We start from the raw sequence: 14884 nt of genomic DNA, 5'->3' as shown, positions 1-14884 counted from the left end.
GCAACAAGAAAGCGACAGGCTAATGAGAATGAGTATGCGTTCGTGAGGCCTTGCACGCTCGGGGACGGATTGGCGCGGCTTTGCGATGCGCGTCACGCCGAATCGGACGCGCACATGCCGGGCTTTGTGTGCCGGATGCGCATTGATGGTGCCCGATCCTGCCCTGCCAGCGCAATGCGCGCGCTCGTTGCATATCAGCAACCGCAGCTGGTCGTATTGACCGCCCTCAATATTGGCCGCTCTCAACTTATGCGGTGCGCCGCGTCGCGAGCCAGATGCCGAACGCGATGGGAACGATGCCCAGCAGGTCCAGCCACGAAACGGGCTCGCGCAGCACTACCCATCCAAAGAGCAGGCCCAATGGCGGCATCAGGAAATGCAGCGCGCTCGCCGACGTGGCGCTGGCGCGGCCCAGGATCATGAACCACAGGTAATAGCCGCCCATCGACACCGCCACGATCATGTAGGCCATGCTCCAGATCAGGCTCGTGGTCAGGCGCGCATCGCCCAGGCTCTCGGTGGCCAGCGCAAATGGCAGCAGCGCCGCGGCGCCGGCCAGCGACTGAATGCCGGTCGACGTCCACAGGCCGGAAGTGGGCTTGAGCCGCTTGTAGAGCAGCGTGCCGGCCACCAGCGCCACCAGGCCACCCGTGACGAGCAGCGTTCCGTGCAGGTCTTCCTGCATGCCGGTCAAACGCGACCGCAACACCAGGGCGACGCCCGCCAGGCCCAGGCACAGCCCGAGCATTTTGCGCCAGCTCAGCCGCTCGCCCAGCATCGGCCCGGCCAGCACGCCGATGAGCAGCGGATTCGTGCTGATGAGCACCGCCGTGAACGCGGACGACACCGTGGTCATCCCCGACCAGCTCAGGCCCAGATACAGCGCGTTGTTGAGCACCCCCAGCAGCACCAGCGCCGCCAGGTCGCGGCCGGAAGGCAGCTTCCAGCGACCGCTGGCCGCCGCCAGTCCCAGCATCAGCGCGCCCGCAATCAGGAATCGGATCGTCAGCAGCGTGAGCGGCGGACAATCGCGCACCGCGATCTTCGCGGCGGCAAAGGCCGAACTCCACAGAAAGCAGAACGCGGCGATCGGCGCCAGGCTGATGCCAGGGCGGTCGTTCGCGGGCAAGGCGCAAGCAGGGGTGGAGAGAGCCTTCATGGCGGGTCCGGCAATGTGGGACTGCGGCCGCGGCGGCGGCGGGATGCAGGCATTCTCCTCGCGGCCCCATCCATTGACAAACCCTTTATTCGGATCGAAAGTATTTGAAAATCAAATGGCCCGGGGTGCCCCATGCTCGATCTCGATCTGTTGCACAGCTTTGTGTCGGTGGTGGATGCCGGCGGCTTCACAGCCGCCGGCGAACGCGTGCACCGCAGCCAGTCCACCGTCAGCCAGCAGATCCGCAAGCTTGAAGACTCGCTTGGATGCCCGCTGTTTCTGCGCGAGGGCCGCCAGGTTCAGCTAACCGAGGAAGGCGAACGCCTGTTGGGTTACGCGCGCCGAATGCTGGCGTTATCCACTGAGGTCCGCGAAGCCGTCAGCGGCCGCAAGCGCGTGGACGTGATCCGCCTGGGTATTCCGGATGATTTTGCGGTTGACGCGTTGACGGCTGTCGTCGCCCAGTTCGCGCGGACACGGCCGGGGGTGCAGTTGTCGGTGCGTTGCGATCTGACCGCCGTCCTGACCCGCAGCCTGGAGCGCGGGGATCTGGACGTGGCGTTGCTCAAGCGGGAGCCCGGTGCGGGCGCGGCGTTGGCGGCATGGCCGGAACGGCTGCACTGGATCGGTAGCGATTCGGTGCAGCTTGCCCTGGGCGCGGAGGCGCCGGTGCCCCTGGTCGCCTTTCCGCAGGGCTGCATCTACCGCAACCGTGCGATCCACGCGCTGGAATCGGCCGGGCGGCGTTGGCGCATCGCCTATGAAAGCCCGAACCTGTCGGGGGTGCAGGCCGCTCTGGCCGGCGGCCTGGGCATTGCGCTGCTGGAACGCCGCTGCATCGGCGCCGGCCACCGGATCCTGGACGTGGGCCTGCCCGCGGTACCGCCTTCGGAACTGGCGTTATGCGTGGCCGGCCCCGCACGTGAACCCGCGCGTCAGCTGGCGATGGATATCAGGGATTTTTGCGAGAAGGAAATGACGCGGCTCGCCGCATGAAGGCAGCGAGCCGGTAAGGACACCAATGCTCAGGCGATGGCGACCAGCGGAATCGGGAAGCTGCTGTTGGCAGCCGGCGTGTCCGATTCGACAAGGGCGGGAGCATTGACCGGAACCGCGATGGAGCGCACGTCGCACACGCTGGAGCAGCGGCCGCCCGGCAGGTATTCGGCGGCGGTTGCCGCGCAGCAGCCGCAGCACGTGGCTACGCCCAGCTCGAACTGCAGGTCGGAAAGCGTCGTCGCGCCAGCGTCCACGCTGGCGCGGACTTGGCGTTCGGTGATGGCATTACATACGCAAATGTACATGCGAATGATTATCGAAAAATATTCACGCCCTGACAAGCCCTTCGCGCAAATAAATTTGCAACCGAACTGTCACGCAAGCCGTTGAAAACAGGGACGAATTTGCCGAAGCGCGTCCCTTATTTCAGCGTGCGGAGGCTTGCGCCTTGCGCAGCGCGGCGGGGGCAATCCGCAGCGCTTCGCGGTACTTTGCCACCGTCCGGCGCGCAATCACTATCCCCTGATCGGCCAGTTTTTGCATGATCTGGCTATCCGACAACGGTTTGGCGCGGTTCTCGTCGGCCACCATCTGGCGGATGTAGGTCTGCACCGCGGTGGCCGACGTGGCGTCGCCGCCCTCTGTCGACACGCCCGTTCCAAAGAAGCGCTTGAGCTCCAGCGTGCCGAATGGAGTGAGCATGTACTTCTGTGTTGTGGCCCGCGAAATGGTCGATTCATGCAAACCAAGCTCGCCGGCGATGTCCTTCAGGATGAGCGGTCGCATCGCCGCCGGCCCCTGGCTGAAGAAAGCCGTCTGACGCTCGACAATGGCCTGCGACACGCGCAGGATGGTGTCAAAGCGCTGCTCCACATTGCGGATCATCCATTTGGCCTGCTGCAGCTGGGCCTGCAAGCCGGCGTGGGCAGATTCCTTCTGGTTGCCCAGCATCTGGGCGTACAGCCCATTGATCTGCAGCCGCGGCACCGCAGCGCTATTCAGCGTGGCCTGCCAGCCACGTCGCGTCTTGCGGACGATGACGTCCGGCACTGCGTACTCGGCCGCCGGCACGGTCCAGGCCCGGCCCGGCCGGGGTTCCAGGCGCAGGATCAGCGAATGCGCCGCGCGGAACGTGGTCTCGTCGCAGCCGACCGCCGCGCACAGGCGCGCGGCGTTGCCGGTTGCCAACAGCGGCAGGTGCTCGGCGCAGATCCGGCGCGCACAGGCCAGCACGACGGGGTCAGCCGCCTCCGGCAGCAAGGTGAGGTCGGGATTGCGCAGCTGCAGTTGCAGGCACTCGGCCATGTCGCGCGCGCCGATGCCCACCGGGTCGAACGATTGCAGAAGCGACAGGGCGGCGCGCAGCTCGTCCATGTCGGGCTCCATTTCGGCAGGGAGCCAACCCAGGATTTCATCCAGCGGCGAACCCAGGTAGCCGTTTTCGTCCAGTTCGTCGATCAGCAGGGACGCCAGCGCGGCATCGCGCGGCGCGGCGCGCGTCAGGGCAAGCTGACCCAGCAGATGTTCGCGCAGCGTGTCCGGCCGCGCCGCCTCGGGCAGGCTGGCGTCGTCGTCGGGATACACCCCGCCCGAGCCAGGCATCTCGTCGATGGCGGTCTCGCGCTCGGCCGCCGGTTCGTCGTCCTGAACCGAAGATTCGCGCTCGGATTCGGCCCGATCCTCCGCCGTCGCCGGCTCGTCCTCGCGATCCAGCAGGGGATTCTCGGCCAGCACTTGCGAGATTTCCGCTTCAAGGTCGAGCGTGGACAACTGCAACAATCGGATCGATTGCTGAAGTTGGGGGGTCAGCGTCAGGTGCTGGCCAGGCCGCAGTTCTAAAATTGGACGGGTCATAGGTACAATATTTTGCATGATGAATCTGACTTCGCCCGCAAGCGTTCGCCAGGACTGCCGATTGATCGGTCAGACCCTGCTCAAACTGGCGCTTCCCCGACTCGTTCTGCGCGCGATCGTCATCGCCGTCGCCCTGGTTGTCTGGTATCTCGTTGCCACGTGGATACTGGATTTCGGCAAGCGCATGAACTATGACTTTCTGCACACGCTGGGCCAGCCGACCATGGACATGGCGCAGCGGATTAACCCCTATCTCTGGTGGGTGGTTGCCGGCATCTGGACGCTGATCGTCTTCTTCTCGGTGCGCGCGTGGTTCTACGCCAGCCTGGCTTCCGGCGCCGCAACGCCCGTCGGCACGGATACGCTGGCCGAACTGGCGCCAAACCTGTCCGAGGAATCGCTGGGCGTGCTGCGCTGGACGTGGGGCGACCGCCAGGAACCCTTCACCGTCGGCGACCTGCGCCGCTCCCTGTACGAGCTGCGCCACAACCGCGTCGGCAAGATCGACATGGTGGCCGACCAGGCCCGGATTCTTGAAGGCGGCGCCAACCGGCCGACCCGCGATCCTCGGGATGACGGCCGACGCAGTGACGACCGCCGCGTTGATCCCCGGGTTGACGGTCCGCGCGAACCGCGTGGCGATCGTTACGTCGAACCTCGCATCGGCCCTGCCCGTTAATTTCACTTATCCAAATCCGACACGAGGCCGCCGCAAGGCGGCCTTGCTGTTTGCGCCGCCAATCCCCGCCAACGTCCGCGATCGACCGATAAAACAGCCACAAGCTCCCGGATCAAGCGCCCTTACCGAGCTGCCTGCGATCCCGCGCAAACGCCCGCAACGCGATCCGTCCCTCGCTTTTTCCGTTTGCGCTTCCCGAAAAAGTGTGTTTGACTAGCACCCTATGGCCGCTCACCGCACCCCCTTCGCGATTGCCACCGGACGCTCCGCCGCTCCGGTCGCCGGCCTGCGCGCTCGTACCTCCTTCATCGCGCTATCGCTATTGCTACCGATCGGTTGCCGGGCCTAGTGTCCCCGTGGTAGCTCGGCAGCCACGCTTGCCACACGCGATTTTCCCCTTTTATCTCTGAATCCTGCCGTCCACCACGGCAAACCCTGGCACAAGACCGTCATCCGGTCGCGATGCCGTCGAGCGCCAAGCGCGCCGGGATTCACAAGAAACCGATCGAGGTGTAGTGATGATGCTTGCCAACCCCGCCACCAAATACGTCCCCTTCGCGCCCTTTGCCCGCGATTTTTCCGAACGCACCTGGCCCAGCCGCCGCATCACCAAGGCGCCGATCTGGATGAGCACGGACCTGCGCGACGGCAATCAGGCGCTGATCGAGCCGATGAGCGTGGAACGCAAGGTCCGCTTCTTCGAGCAGCTCGTGAAGATCGGCTTCAAGGAAATCGAAGTGGGCTTTCCGTCCGCGTCGCAGACCGACTTCGATTTCGTGCGCAAGCTCATCGATGAAAAGCGCATTCCCGACGACGTGACCATCATCGTGCTGACCCAGTCGCGCGAAGACCTGATCAGCCGCACCGTGGAAGCCGCCGCCGGCGCCAAGCAGGCCATCGTCCACATGTACAACGCCTGCGCGCCCGCCTTCCGCAAGGTGGTGTTCAACATGTCCAAGGACGAGATCAAGAACATCGCCACGACCGGCACGCGCCTCATCAAGCAGTACACATCGCAACGCCCCGAAACGAAGTGGGGCTACGAATACTCGCCCGAGGTTTTCAGCACGACCGAACCCGAATTCGCGCTGGAAGTGTCCAACGCCGTGGCCGACGTCTGGCAGCCCACGCCCGACGCCAAGATGGTGCTGAACCTGCCCGCCACGATCGAAGCCACCACGCCCAACCTGTACGCCGACCAGATCGAGTGGATGCACAAGAACCTGGCCCGCCGCGACAGCATCGTGCTCAGCGTCCACCCGCACAATGACCGCGGCACCGCTGTTGCCGCCGCCGAATTCGCGGTGATGGCTGGCGCCGACCGCATCGAGGGTTGCCTCTTTGGCAGCGGCGAGCGCACCGGCAACGTCGACCTCGTTACGCTGGCCCTGAACCTCTACACGCAAGGCGTGCATCCCGGCCTGGACTTCTCGGACATCGACGAAGTGCGCCGCTGCGCCGAATACTGCAACCAGTTGCCCGTCCATCCGCGCCATCCGTACGCGGGCGACCTCGTCTTTACCGCATTCTCGGGCTCGCACCAGGACGCCATCAAGAAGGGCTTTGCATTGCAGAAGCCGGACGCGGTCTGGGAAGTGCCTTACTTGCCGATCGACCCCGCCGACCTCGGCCGCAGCTACGACGCCGTGATCCGCGTGAACAGCCAGTCGGGCAAGGGCGGTGTGTCGTACCTGCTCGAGCAGGAACATGGCCTGGTGTTGCCGCGCCGCCTGCAGATCGAATTCAGCCGCGCCATCCAGCGCGTCACGGACGAGACCGGCCGCGAAGTCACCGCCGACGACGTGCACACGATCTTCAACCGCGAATACCTTGAGCAAAAGGCACCGTGGAAGCTGATCCGCCATCGCATCGACGGCGATCCGTCGGCCGGCGAAGGCCAGCACTTCAGCATCGAAGCCGAACTTGAATTCAACGGCGAACGCCGTGTGGTGCGCGGCAAGGGCGACGGCGCGATTTCCGCCTTCGTGGCCGCGCTGGACGTGCCGGTTCGCATCATGGACTACCACGAGCACGCCATCGGCACCGGCACCGGCACGCGCGCCGCGTCCTACGTCGAACTGCGCGTCGGCGAATCCGCCACGGGCTTTGGCGTGGGCATCGACCGCGACATCGTGACGGCGTCGTTCCAGGCCGTGCTGAGCGCCGTGAACCGCCACATCAATTCGGGCGCCGTCACCGCCGAACAGGAAACCGCCGAAACCGTGTGATCCACGACCAGGCCTGAAGCCCCCGACAACGGGGCACAAAATGAAGCCCGCCTTATCCGGCGGGCTTTTTCATTGCGTGTGATTCGTCTTTGAAGGGCAAGGTGAAGCACGGTGTGGCAAGGTGTCTGACACCCTTGGGAGGCCGGCTTCGGTGTAGCGCGGTGTCTGACACCCTTGGGAGGTCGGCTTGGCATGACGACGATTTCGCCAGGGTGTCAGACACCCATCCGCAGAATTCAGCCGCGCGGCCACATGTCCGACGCGCCGATGTCCGGCGCCGTGGCGGCCAGCAGGCGCGCGTGGATCCACGCGCCGATGGCGAGCAGGCGATGGTCTTCATGACGCGCGCCGACCAATTGCAGTCCGACGGGCAGACCCTGCGGGCCGGTGGCGAACGGCAGGTTCAGGCAAGGCAGGCCAAACAGCGTCCACGCGCGCGAGAACTGCGGATCACCCGTGCCGAGGTCGGCGAAGGGCGCCTCGCCGCTGGCGCTGGGCGCAAGCAGCACGTCGTATTGCTGGAACCACGAATCGACCCGCGCACGCGATTCGGCTGCGCGCGCCAGGTTCTTGATGTGCTGTTCGGCGCTGATCTGCGCGCCGGACTCCAGGATCGCCTGCAGTTTGGAACTCAGCTGCGCGGCATGCTCCAGCCGTTCATAGGCAAGCGCCTGCGAGGCCTCGAACGCCATGATGTCCGAATGCAGTTGCACCAGCACGCAATGCTCCGGCGGCAGCGGCACTTCCTCGACCTTGGCGCCAGCGCGCGACAGGATCGCCGCGGCCTGCGCGAACGCCTCCTTGGTTTCGGGCTGCGCGTGACGCCACTGCAAGCTGCGGTACATGCCCACGCGCGGCGCGTCGTGATAGGACAGGTCCAGCACGCGGGGATCGCGCATCAGGACCGACGAGAACAGCGCCACGTCTTCCACGGACCGCGCAAAGCCACCCAGGGTGTCCAGCGATTCGGCCAGGCTCTTCACGCCCGCGCGGGGGATCCGGCCGAAGGTGGGCTTGAAGCCGACGACGCCGCAGTAGGAGGCCGGCCGGATGATGGAACCGGCCGTCTGCGACCCCAGTGCGAAGGGCACCATGTCGTCCGCCACGGCAGCCGCCGAGCCGCTGGACGAGCCGCCGGGCGTGTAGGCCTCGTTGCGCGGATTGCGCGTGGGACCGGCCTGGTAGGTCGCGAATTCGGTGGTGACGGTCTTGCCGATGACGAGGGCGCCGGCGCCGCGGCACAGCGCCACCGAGGCGGCGTCCAGGCCCGGACGGTGCCGGTCGTAAATGGGGGACCCGTAGCGGGTAGGCAGATCGACGGTGTCGAACAGGTCTTTCACGCCGATGGGCAGGCCGTGCAGCGGGCCGCGCAACGCGCCTTTGTCCAGCGCTTCGGCCTGGTCGAGCGCAGCCTGTTTTTGCAGAGCCGTCCAGGCATGGACGGTGCTTTCGCGCTGTTCGATGCGCGCAAAGCAGGCGCGCACCAATTGCACTGCGGTCAATTCGCGCCGTTGCAGCTTGTGCGCGGCTTGGACCGCGCCCAGTCTGTTCAAGGCAATAGACATGATTCTTTCCTCTTTGCCGGTGCCGCGACAAGCGCGGATGATCCTTCGCACCCGGTCCCCTTGACCGAGGGTATGCCGGACATGCCCACCGCCCATTCAAGCCAGCGCCATGCCCGCACACACCGACCCTGCCATTGTGCGCTTCGCGTCAGTCAATTGGGAAAAACACCGAAAACGCCGGGTTTTCCGCGAAAACACGCGCCGCGCCATGGCTTTGTGTTGTTGCGTTCGCACCAGCATAGCGCAAACCCGTGCAATACAAAGGTCATATTCCTCAAGTAAGATGAAATCGTTTTCAGCAAACTTGCAGCGATTCATTCATGGCCACGCGCCCGTCGCCCCGCTTTTCCATCATCGAAGTGGCTCGCAAGGCAGGCGTCTCGCCGGCGACGGTGTCGCGCGCGTTCAACCAGCCCGAGATCGTGCATCCCGACACGCTGGCGCACATCCGCAACATCGCCAAGCGCGCGGGCTTCCGTCCCAACCGCGTCGGCCGCAGTCTGCGTTCGGGCAGCACCCGCACCATCGGGCTGATCCTGCCCACGCTGTCCAATCCCGTGTTTGCGGAGTGCTTTGAAGGGGCGGAGCGGCGCGCTCGCGAATCGGGCTACAGCGTCATGCTGACCGCCACCGGCTACGACCCCGCCGTGGAATCGGCCGCGGTGCAGGGCCTGATCGATCATCAGGTCGATGGCCTCATCCTGACCGTGGCCGACGTGGGAAAAAGCGCCACCCTGGACGATCTGGACCGCAGCGGCATTCCCTATGTGCTGGTCTACAACGAATCGAACGACCATCCCTTTGCTTCCGTCGACAATCGCGCCGCGGCAAGCGACATGGTCGCGCATCTGGCGGCGATGGGGCACAAGCGCATCGCGCTGGTGACCGGCCCGCTGACGGCATCGGACCGCGCCCGCCGCCGTTTGATGGGCGCACGCGCCAGCGCCAAGAAACTGGGCCTGGACGCGATCCAGCATATCTCCATGAGTTCGCACACCGGCAGCGACGTGGACGCGCTGAAGGCCGCGTTGCGCGGCAAGCAGGCGCCCACGGCGCTTTTCTGCTCGAACGACCTGCTGGCCACCGCCGTCATCGCCGATCTGGTGGGGCTGGGGCTGTCCGTGCCGGCCGACATCTCGGTGTGCGGCTTTGACGGCATGCGCTTTGGCGCCCTGCTGACGCCGCCGCTGACCACCGTCGCGCAGCCCAGCGACGGCATCGGGCAGACGGCCTGCTCCAACCTGCTGGCGCAGATTCATGGCCAGCCGCCGCAATCGAACCGCCTGCCGCACTGCATCGTCGTGGGCGGCACCGCGGCGTCCGTGCGCCGCTAGGCGCAGCCTGCTCACCAATCCAACCATTTCCAGATTTCCACGCGCCATGCTCATCGCTCAGATCACCGACCTTCACATGCGCACCCCGGGAGACAAGGCCTACGGCGTCATCGACCCCGAGGCGTTCCTGGCGCCGGCGGTTCGCGCCCTCAATGCCCTGACGCCGCGGCCCGACTGCGTGCTGATCACCGGCGACCTGACGGACCTGGGCAAGCCCATCGAATACCAGACGCTGCGCGAACACCTGCAGGCGCTGGAGATTCCGTATTTCCTGATGCCCGGCAATCACGACGATCGCGCGCAGTTGCGCGCCGCGTTTCCCGGCCACGCATACCTGCAGGACGGCGGACCGTTCGTCCAGTACGCCATCGAGACCTATCCGCTGCGCCTCTTGGCGCTGGACACCGTCGTGCCGATGAAGAGTCACGGTGAACTGTGCCAGACGCGCCTGGACTGGCTGGCCGACCGCTTGGCCGAGCAGCCCGGCCGGCCCACGCTGGTGCTGATGCACCACCCGCCGTTCTTGACCGGCATCGAACATATGGACGACATCGGCCTGTTGGCCGGCGCGCCCGAGCTGGAGCGCATCGTTGCCCGCTACCCCAACGTGGAGCGCGTGCTTTGCGGCCACCTGCACCGCACGATATTCCAGCGCTTTGGCGGCACCATCGCCTCGACCTGTCCGGGCACGGCGCATCAGCTTGCGCTGGAGCTGGGTCCGCGCCCCACGCTGCAATACATCATGGAACCGCCCGGCTACCAGCTGCATTGGTGGCAGGGCGGCAATCTGGTCACGCACCACGCCGTTCTGGGGGAATACCCCGGGCCCTATCCCTTCGGCTGACGTCCGGGACCAGGAAACTCGCATTGCCACATATCCGTCATGTTTGCGCTGCACAATGAAAAGGTTTTCATAACAGGCAACAATGCGGATCTAACAATTAGATCTACGAGACAGCATGTCATCCATCGTTCTGGATAACCTCACCAAACAGTACGCCGGCGCGGCGGCGATTCAAGGCGTGAGCTTCACGGTTCCGGCCGGCAGCTTCACCGTCCTGCTCGGTCCGTCCGGTTGCGGCAAGTCGACGACGCTGCGCATGATCGCCGGCCTGGATACGCCCACATCGGGCAGCATCCGCATCGGCGACCGCGACGTCACGCAATTGCCGCCGGCCAAGCGGCGCATTTCCATGGTGTTCCAGTCGTACGCGTTGTTTCCGCACCTGACGGTGCGTGAGAACATCCTGTTCGGCCTGAAGGTGCGCAAGGAGCCCGCCAAGGACTTCGACCGCCGCCTGCAGCGCGTGGCCAGTCTGCTGGGCCTGACCCACCTCCTGGACCGCAAGCCGTCGCAATTGTCGGGCGGGCAGCAGCAGCGCGTGGCGCTGGGCCGCGCCGTGATCTCCGAGGCGCCGGTCTGCCTGATGGACGAACCCCTTTCCAACCTGGATGCGCAGCTGCGCCACGAAATGCGCCGCGAGATCCGCGCGCTGCAGCAGAGTCTGGGCATCACCATGGTCTACGTGACGCACGACCAGACCGAAGCCATGAGCATGGCCGACCAGGTGGTGCTGCTGCGCGGCGGCCAGATCGAACAGCACGACACGCCCGACGGCCTGTATGCGCGGCCCGCCAGCGAGTTCGCGGCGCGCTTCATCGGCACGCCGCCCATGAACCTGATCAACCTGGCGCAGCAAGCAGGCGGCACGGTGATCGCCGGCACGCAAGGCCCGGTCATCGCAAACGCCCCGGCTGGCGCCGTGAAGCTTGGCGTGCGTCCGGAACATATCCGCATCGACGGCGACGGCATCGCCACCACCGTGGAAAGCGTGGAGTACTTCGGCGCGGACTCCATCGTGGTGTGCCGCATCGGCGACACGAGCGGCGTGGCCGTGCGGGTCGGCGGCCACCTGCGCGCCAGCGCCGGCGAGCCGCTGCGCCTGTCCTGGCCGGACGGGCAACAGCATTTCTTTGCCGCCGATTCGGCGGTCATCAACACCGACGGGCACTAGAACAAATAGCCCACACAGGAAAGGAAACACACCATGCGATGCATCGTACTCAAGACCCTGGCCGCCAGCCTGGCCGCCGCCTGCCTGTCTCTGCCTGTGCAGGCGCAGAACAAGCCCGTCGAGGTCGAGTTCTACTACCCGGTTGCCGTCGGCGGCCCGATCACCAAAATCGTTGATGACATGGTGACGGACTTCCAGAAGGAAAACCCCAACATCAAGATCAAGCCGATCTATGCCGGTTCGTACCAGGACTCCATCGCCAAGGCGCTGACCGCGCTCAAGGGCGGCACCCCGCCGCAGCTCGCGGTGCTGCTGTCCACCGACATGTTCACGCTGATCGACGAGGACGCCATCGTCCCGATCGACGGCCTGGCCAAGACCGACGCCGACAAGAAGTGGCTGGGCGGCTTCTACGACGCCTTCATGCAGAACAGCCGCACCGGCGGCCACACCTGGGGCGTGCCGTTCCAGCGTTCGACGATCGTCATGTACTACAACAAGGATCTCTTCAAGGCCGCCGGCCTGGATCCCGAAAAGCCGCCCAAGACCTGGGCCGAGCTGGTCGAATACGGCAAGAAGCTGACCAAGCAGGACGCCTCGGGCAACACCACGCAGTGGGGCATCGAGATTCCGTCGGGCGGCGCGTTCGCGTACTGGCTGTTCCAGGCGCTGACCACGCCCAACGGCGCGATCCTGATGAACGAAGCCGGCAACGAGGTCTACCTGGACAAGCCGGCCGTGGTCGAAGCGGCCCAGTTCTGGCGCGACCTGTCGGCCAAGCACAAGATCATGCCGACCGGCACGATCGACTGGGGCACCACGCCCAAGGACTTCCTGGAAAAGAAGGCCGCCATGGTGTGGACCACCACCGGCAACCTGACCAACATCCGCAAGAACGCCGACTTCCCGTTTGGCGTGGCGATGATGCCGCAGCAAAAGCGCGGCGGCAGCCCCACGGGCGGCGGTAACTTCTACATCTTCAAGAGCGGCACGCCGGAGCAGCAGGCAGCGGCGCTGAAGTTCGCGCAGTGGGCCACCACGCCCGAGCGCGCGGCCGACTGGAGCATCGCCACGGGCTACGTGGCCGTGACGCCGGCCGCCTGGGAAACCGAGAAGATGAAGAAGTACGCGCAGGAAGTGCCGGCCGCCACGGTCGCGCGCGACCAGCTGGAAGTCAGCGCGGCCGAATTCTCCACGCATGAGAACCAGCGCGTCACCAAGACCCTGAACGACGCCCTGCAGGCGGCGCTGACGGGTTCGAAGACGCCGCAGCAGGCCCTGACCGACGCGCAGCGCGAGTCCGATCGCATACTGCGTTCCTACAAGTAAACGACCCCAAGCACGATGAGCCGCTCTTTGAATGCGCTTTATGGCTGGCTGCTTCTGCTGCCAGCCATCGTGCTGCTCGCCGCCTTCACGCATTACCCGGCGGTGGCGACGCTCTGGCACAGCTTTTTCTCCACGCCGAAGGGCGCGCGTCCGGCCCGCTTCGTCGGGCTGGAGAACTACGCCGTCATGCGCGACGATCCGGTGTTCTGGCAGTCGCTGTGGAACAACCTGTGGTTCGCGCTGGGCACCATTCCCACCTCGATCGGCATCGCGCTGATCATGGCGCTGTGGGTGAACCGCAACCTTGCCGGCCGCGGCTTTCTGCGCATGGCGTATTTCACGCCGACGGTGCTGCCCATGGTGGCGGTGGCCAACATCTGGCTGTTCTTCTACACGCCGCAATACGGGCTGATCGCGCAGGTGATGGGCTGGTTCGGATCGCCCGGTCCCAACTGGCTGGGCAACCGCGAGACCGCGCTGCCCGCGCTGATGCTGGTGACCGTGTGGAAGGAGTCCGGCTTTTTCATGATCTTCTATCTGGCGGCGTTGCAGACGGTGTCGCCGTCGCTGCGTGAAGCGGCCATGCTGGAAGGCGCATCGCGTTGGCAGTACTTCCGGCGCGTGCTGTGGCCGCTCTTGATGCCGACGACGCTTTTCGTGCTGATCAACGCGCTGATCAACGCGTTCCGGCTGGTCGACCATGTGGTGGTGATGACGCGCGGCGGGCCCGACAACGCCAGCACGCTGCTTCTCTACTACATCTACCAGGTGGGATTCAGCTTCTGGGACACGGCCTATGCCGCGACCCTGACCGTCGTGTTGCTGGTGGTGCTGGCGCTGACCGCGCTGATCAAGTTCCGCTGGCTGGACCGCAGGACGCACTACCAATGAAAGACAAGCTCGATACCCTGGGCGCCTGGGCGCTGGGCCTGTTGTGGATCCTGCCGCTGGCGTACGCCATGTGGGCGGCCTTCCATCCGCCCGCCTACGCGACGCGTTTTGACCTCTTTGCGCCGCTGACGCTGGACAACTTCGTGCGGGCCTGGAATGCGGCGCCGTTTCCGCGCTACTTCCTGAACACGTTCGTGCTGGTCACGATGGTGCTGGCCGCGCAGCTCGTGCTGTCGACGCTGGCCGGCTACGCGTTTGCGCGCTTCGAGTTCCGCGGCCGCGACTTCGTCTTCATGCTGGTGCTGCTGCAGCTGATGATCATGCCGGACGTGCTGCTGGTGGAGAACTACCGGTCGATGAGCTTGCTGGGCGTGCGCGACACGGTGTTTGCCATCGGCCTGCCGTACTTCGCGTCGGCCTTCGGCATCTTCCTGTTGCGCCAGACCTTCAAGACGGTTCCGCGCGAACTCGAGGAAGCGGCGCGCATGGAAGGCGCGAACCCGCTGCAGGTGCTCTGGAAGGTGTACGTGCCGCTCGCCAAGCCGATCTATGTGGCCTACGGGCTGGTGTCGGTCAGCCATCACTGGAACAACTTCCTGTGGCCGCTGATCATCACCAACTCGGTCGAGTCCCGGCCGCTGACGGTCGGCCTGCAGGTGTTCTCGTCCACGGACCAGGGCATCGACTGGTCCGTGATCACCGCCGCGACCCTGATGTCGGCCGCGCCGCTGCTGATCGCGTTCCTGCTGTTCCAGCGCCAGTTCGTGCAGTCGTTCATGCGGGCGGGGATCCGCTAAGGACCGCCAGCCGGATGCGCCGCAAAAAAACCCC

The 14884-nt window shown here is 65.4% G+C and carries 13 protein-coding genes; 9 read left to right on the top strand and 4 right to left on the bottom strand.

Going from position 1 to position 14884, the window contains the following annotated elements; all coding sequences use genetic code 11:
• Positions 1–247 precede the first annotated feature (247 nt).
• Positions 248–1159, bottom strand: a complete 912-nt coding sequence (locus ASD87_RS25595) for a DMT family transporter (RefSeq protein WP_056327754.1) — start codon at positions 1157–1159, stop codon at positions 248–250.
• A gap of 132 nt (positions 1160–1291) precedes the next feature.
• Here ASD87_RS25595 and ASD87_RS25590 point away from each other — a divergent pair, with 132 nt between their 5' ends.
• The gene (locus ASD87_RS25590; RefSeq protein ID WP_056327753.1) at positions 1292–2155 is read left to right on the top strand and encodes a LysR substrate-binding domain-containing protein; all 864 of its coding nucleotides are present in this window, start codon (positions 1292–1294) and stop codon (positions 2153–2155) included.
• A gap of 29 nt (positions 2156–2184) precedes the next feature.
• Here the strand turns inward: ASD87_RS25590 and ASD87_RS25585 are convergent, their stop codons facing one another.
• On the bottom strand, positions 2185–2463 hold the full coding sequence (locus tag ASD87_RS25585) for a bacterioferritin-associated ferredoxin (protein WP_056327752.1): 279 nt from the start codon (positions 2461–2463) through the stop codon (positions 2185–2187).
• A 121-nt stretch (positions 2464–2584) separates the two neighbouring features.
• Complete coding sequence (gene rpoN / locus ASD87_RS25580; RefSeq protein ID WP_056327751.1) at positions 2585–4030, bottom strand: RNA polymerase factor sigma-54; 1446 nt, start codon at positions 4028–4030, stop codon at positions 2585–2587.
• Here rpoN and ASD87_RS25575 point away from each other — a divergent pair.
• Positions 4029–4691: a hypothetical protein gene (locus tag ASD87_RS25575; protein ID WP_056327750.1), complete on the top strand. Its 663-nt coding sequence runs from the start codon at positions 4029–4031 to the stop codon at positions 4689–4691. The genes rpoN and ASD87_RS25575 overlap by 2 nt on opposite strands.
• Positions 4692–5209: 518 nt before the next feature.
• Positions 5210–6919, top strand: coding sequence for a 2-isopropylmalate synthase (gene leuA, locus ASD87_RS25570; RefSeq protein ID WP_056327749.1), 1710 nt, complete (start codon positions 5210–5212; stop codon positions 6917–6919).
• Between the two features lie 236 nt (positions 6920–7155).
• Here the strand turns inward: leuA and ASD87_RS25565 are convergent, their stop codons facing one another.
• Complete coding sequence (locus tag ASD87_RS25565) at positions 7156–8484, bottom strand: amidase (RefSeq protein ID WP_056327748.1); 1329 nt, start codon at positions 8482–8484, stop codon at positions 7156–7158.
• Between the two features lie 320 nt (positions 8485–8804).
• On the opposite strand from ASD87_RS25565, the gene ASD87_RS25560 reads away from it, so the two are divergent.
• The 6 genes from ASD87_RS25560 (at position 8805) to ASD87_RS25535 (ending at position 14850) form a co-directional block, all read left to right on the top strand.
• Positions 8805–9818, top strand: a complete 1014-nt coding sequence (locus ASD87_RS25560) for a LacI family DNA-binding transcriptional regulator (protein ID WP_056327747.1) — start codon at positions 8805–8807, stop codon at positions 9816–9818.
• 46 nt (positions 9819–9864) lie between these two features.
• On the top strand, positions 9865–10662 hold the full coding sequence (locus ASD87_RS25555) for a phosphodiesterase (protein ID WP_056327746.1): 798 nt from the start codon (positions 9865–9867) through the stop codon (positions 10660–10662).
• Positions 10663–10777: 115 nt separating this feature from the next.
• Entirely contained in the window at positions 10778–11833 is a 1056-nt protein-coding gene (locus tag ASD87_RS25550) for an ABC transporter ATP-binding protein (protein WP_056327745.1), read from the top strand.
• 33 nt (positions 11834–11866) lie between these two features.
• Positions 11867–13162 carry an ABC transporter substrate-binding protein gene (locus ASD87_RS25545; RefSeq protein WP_056327744.1) on the top strand — a complete coding sequence of 432 codons (1296 nt, stop codon included), beginning with the start codon at positions 11867–11869 and terminating at the stop codon, positions 13160–13162.
• Positions 13163–13177: 15 nt separating this feature from the next.
• Positions 13178–14053, top strand: a complete 876-nt coding sequence (locus ASD87_RS25540) for a carbohydrate ABC transporter permease (protein WP_056327743.1) — start codon at positions 13178–13180, stop codon at positions 14051–14053.
• Entirely contained in the window at positions 14050–14850 is an 801-nt protein-coding gene (locus ASD87_RS25535) for a carbohydrate ABC transporter permease (protein WP_056327742.1), read from the top strand. Before ASD87_RS25540 ends, ASD87_RS25535 begins: the two co-directional genes overlap by 4 nt.
• Positions 14851–14884: the final 34 nt, after the last annotated feature.

Origin of the sequence: Achromobacter sp. Root170, assembly GCF_001428165.1 — a bacterium.
Classification (GTDB): Bacteria; Pseudomonadota; Gammaproteobacteria; order Burkholderiales; family Burkholderiaceae_B; genus Achromobacter; species Achromobacter mucicolens.
The sequence above is the reverse complement of the archived record's forward strand: the minus strand, read 5'-3'. Positions and strand labels throughout refer to the sequence as shown.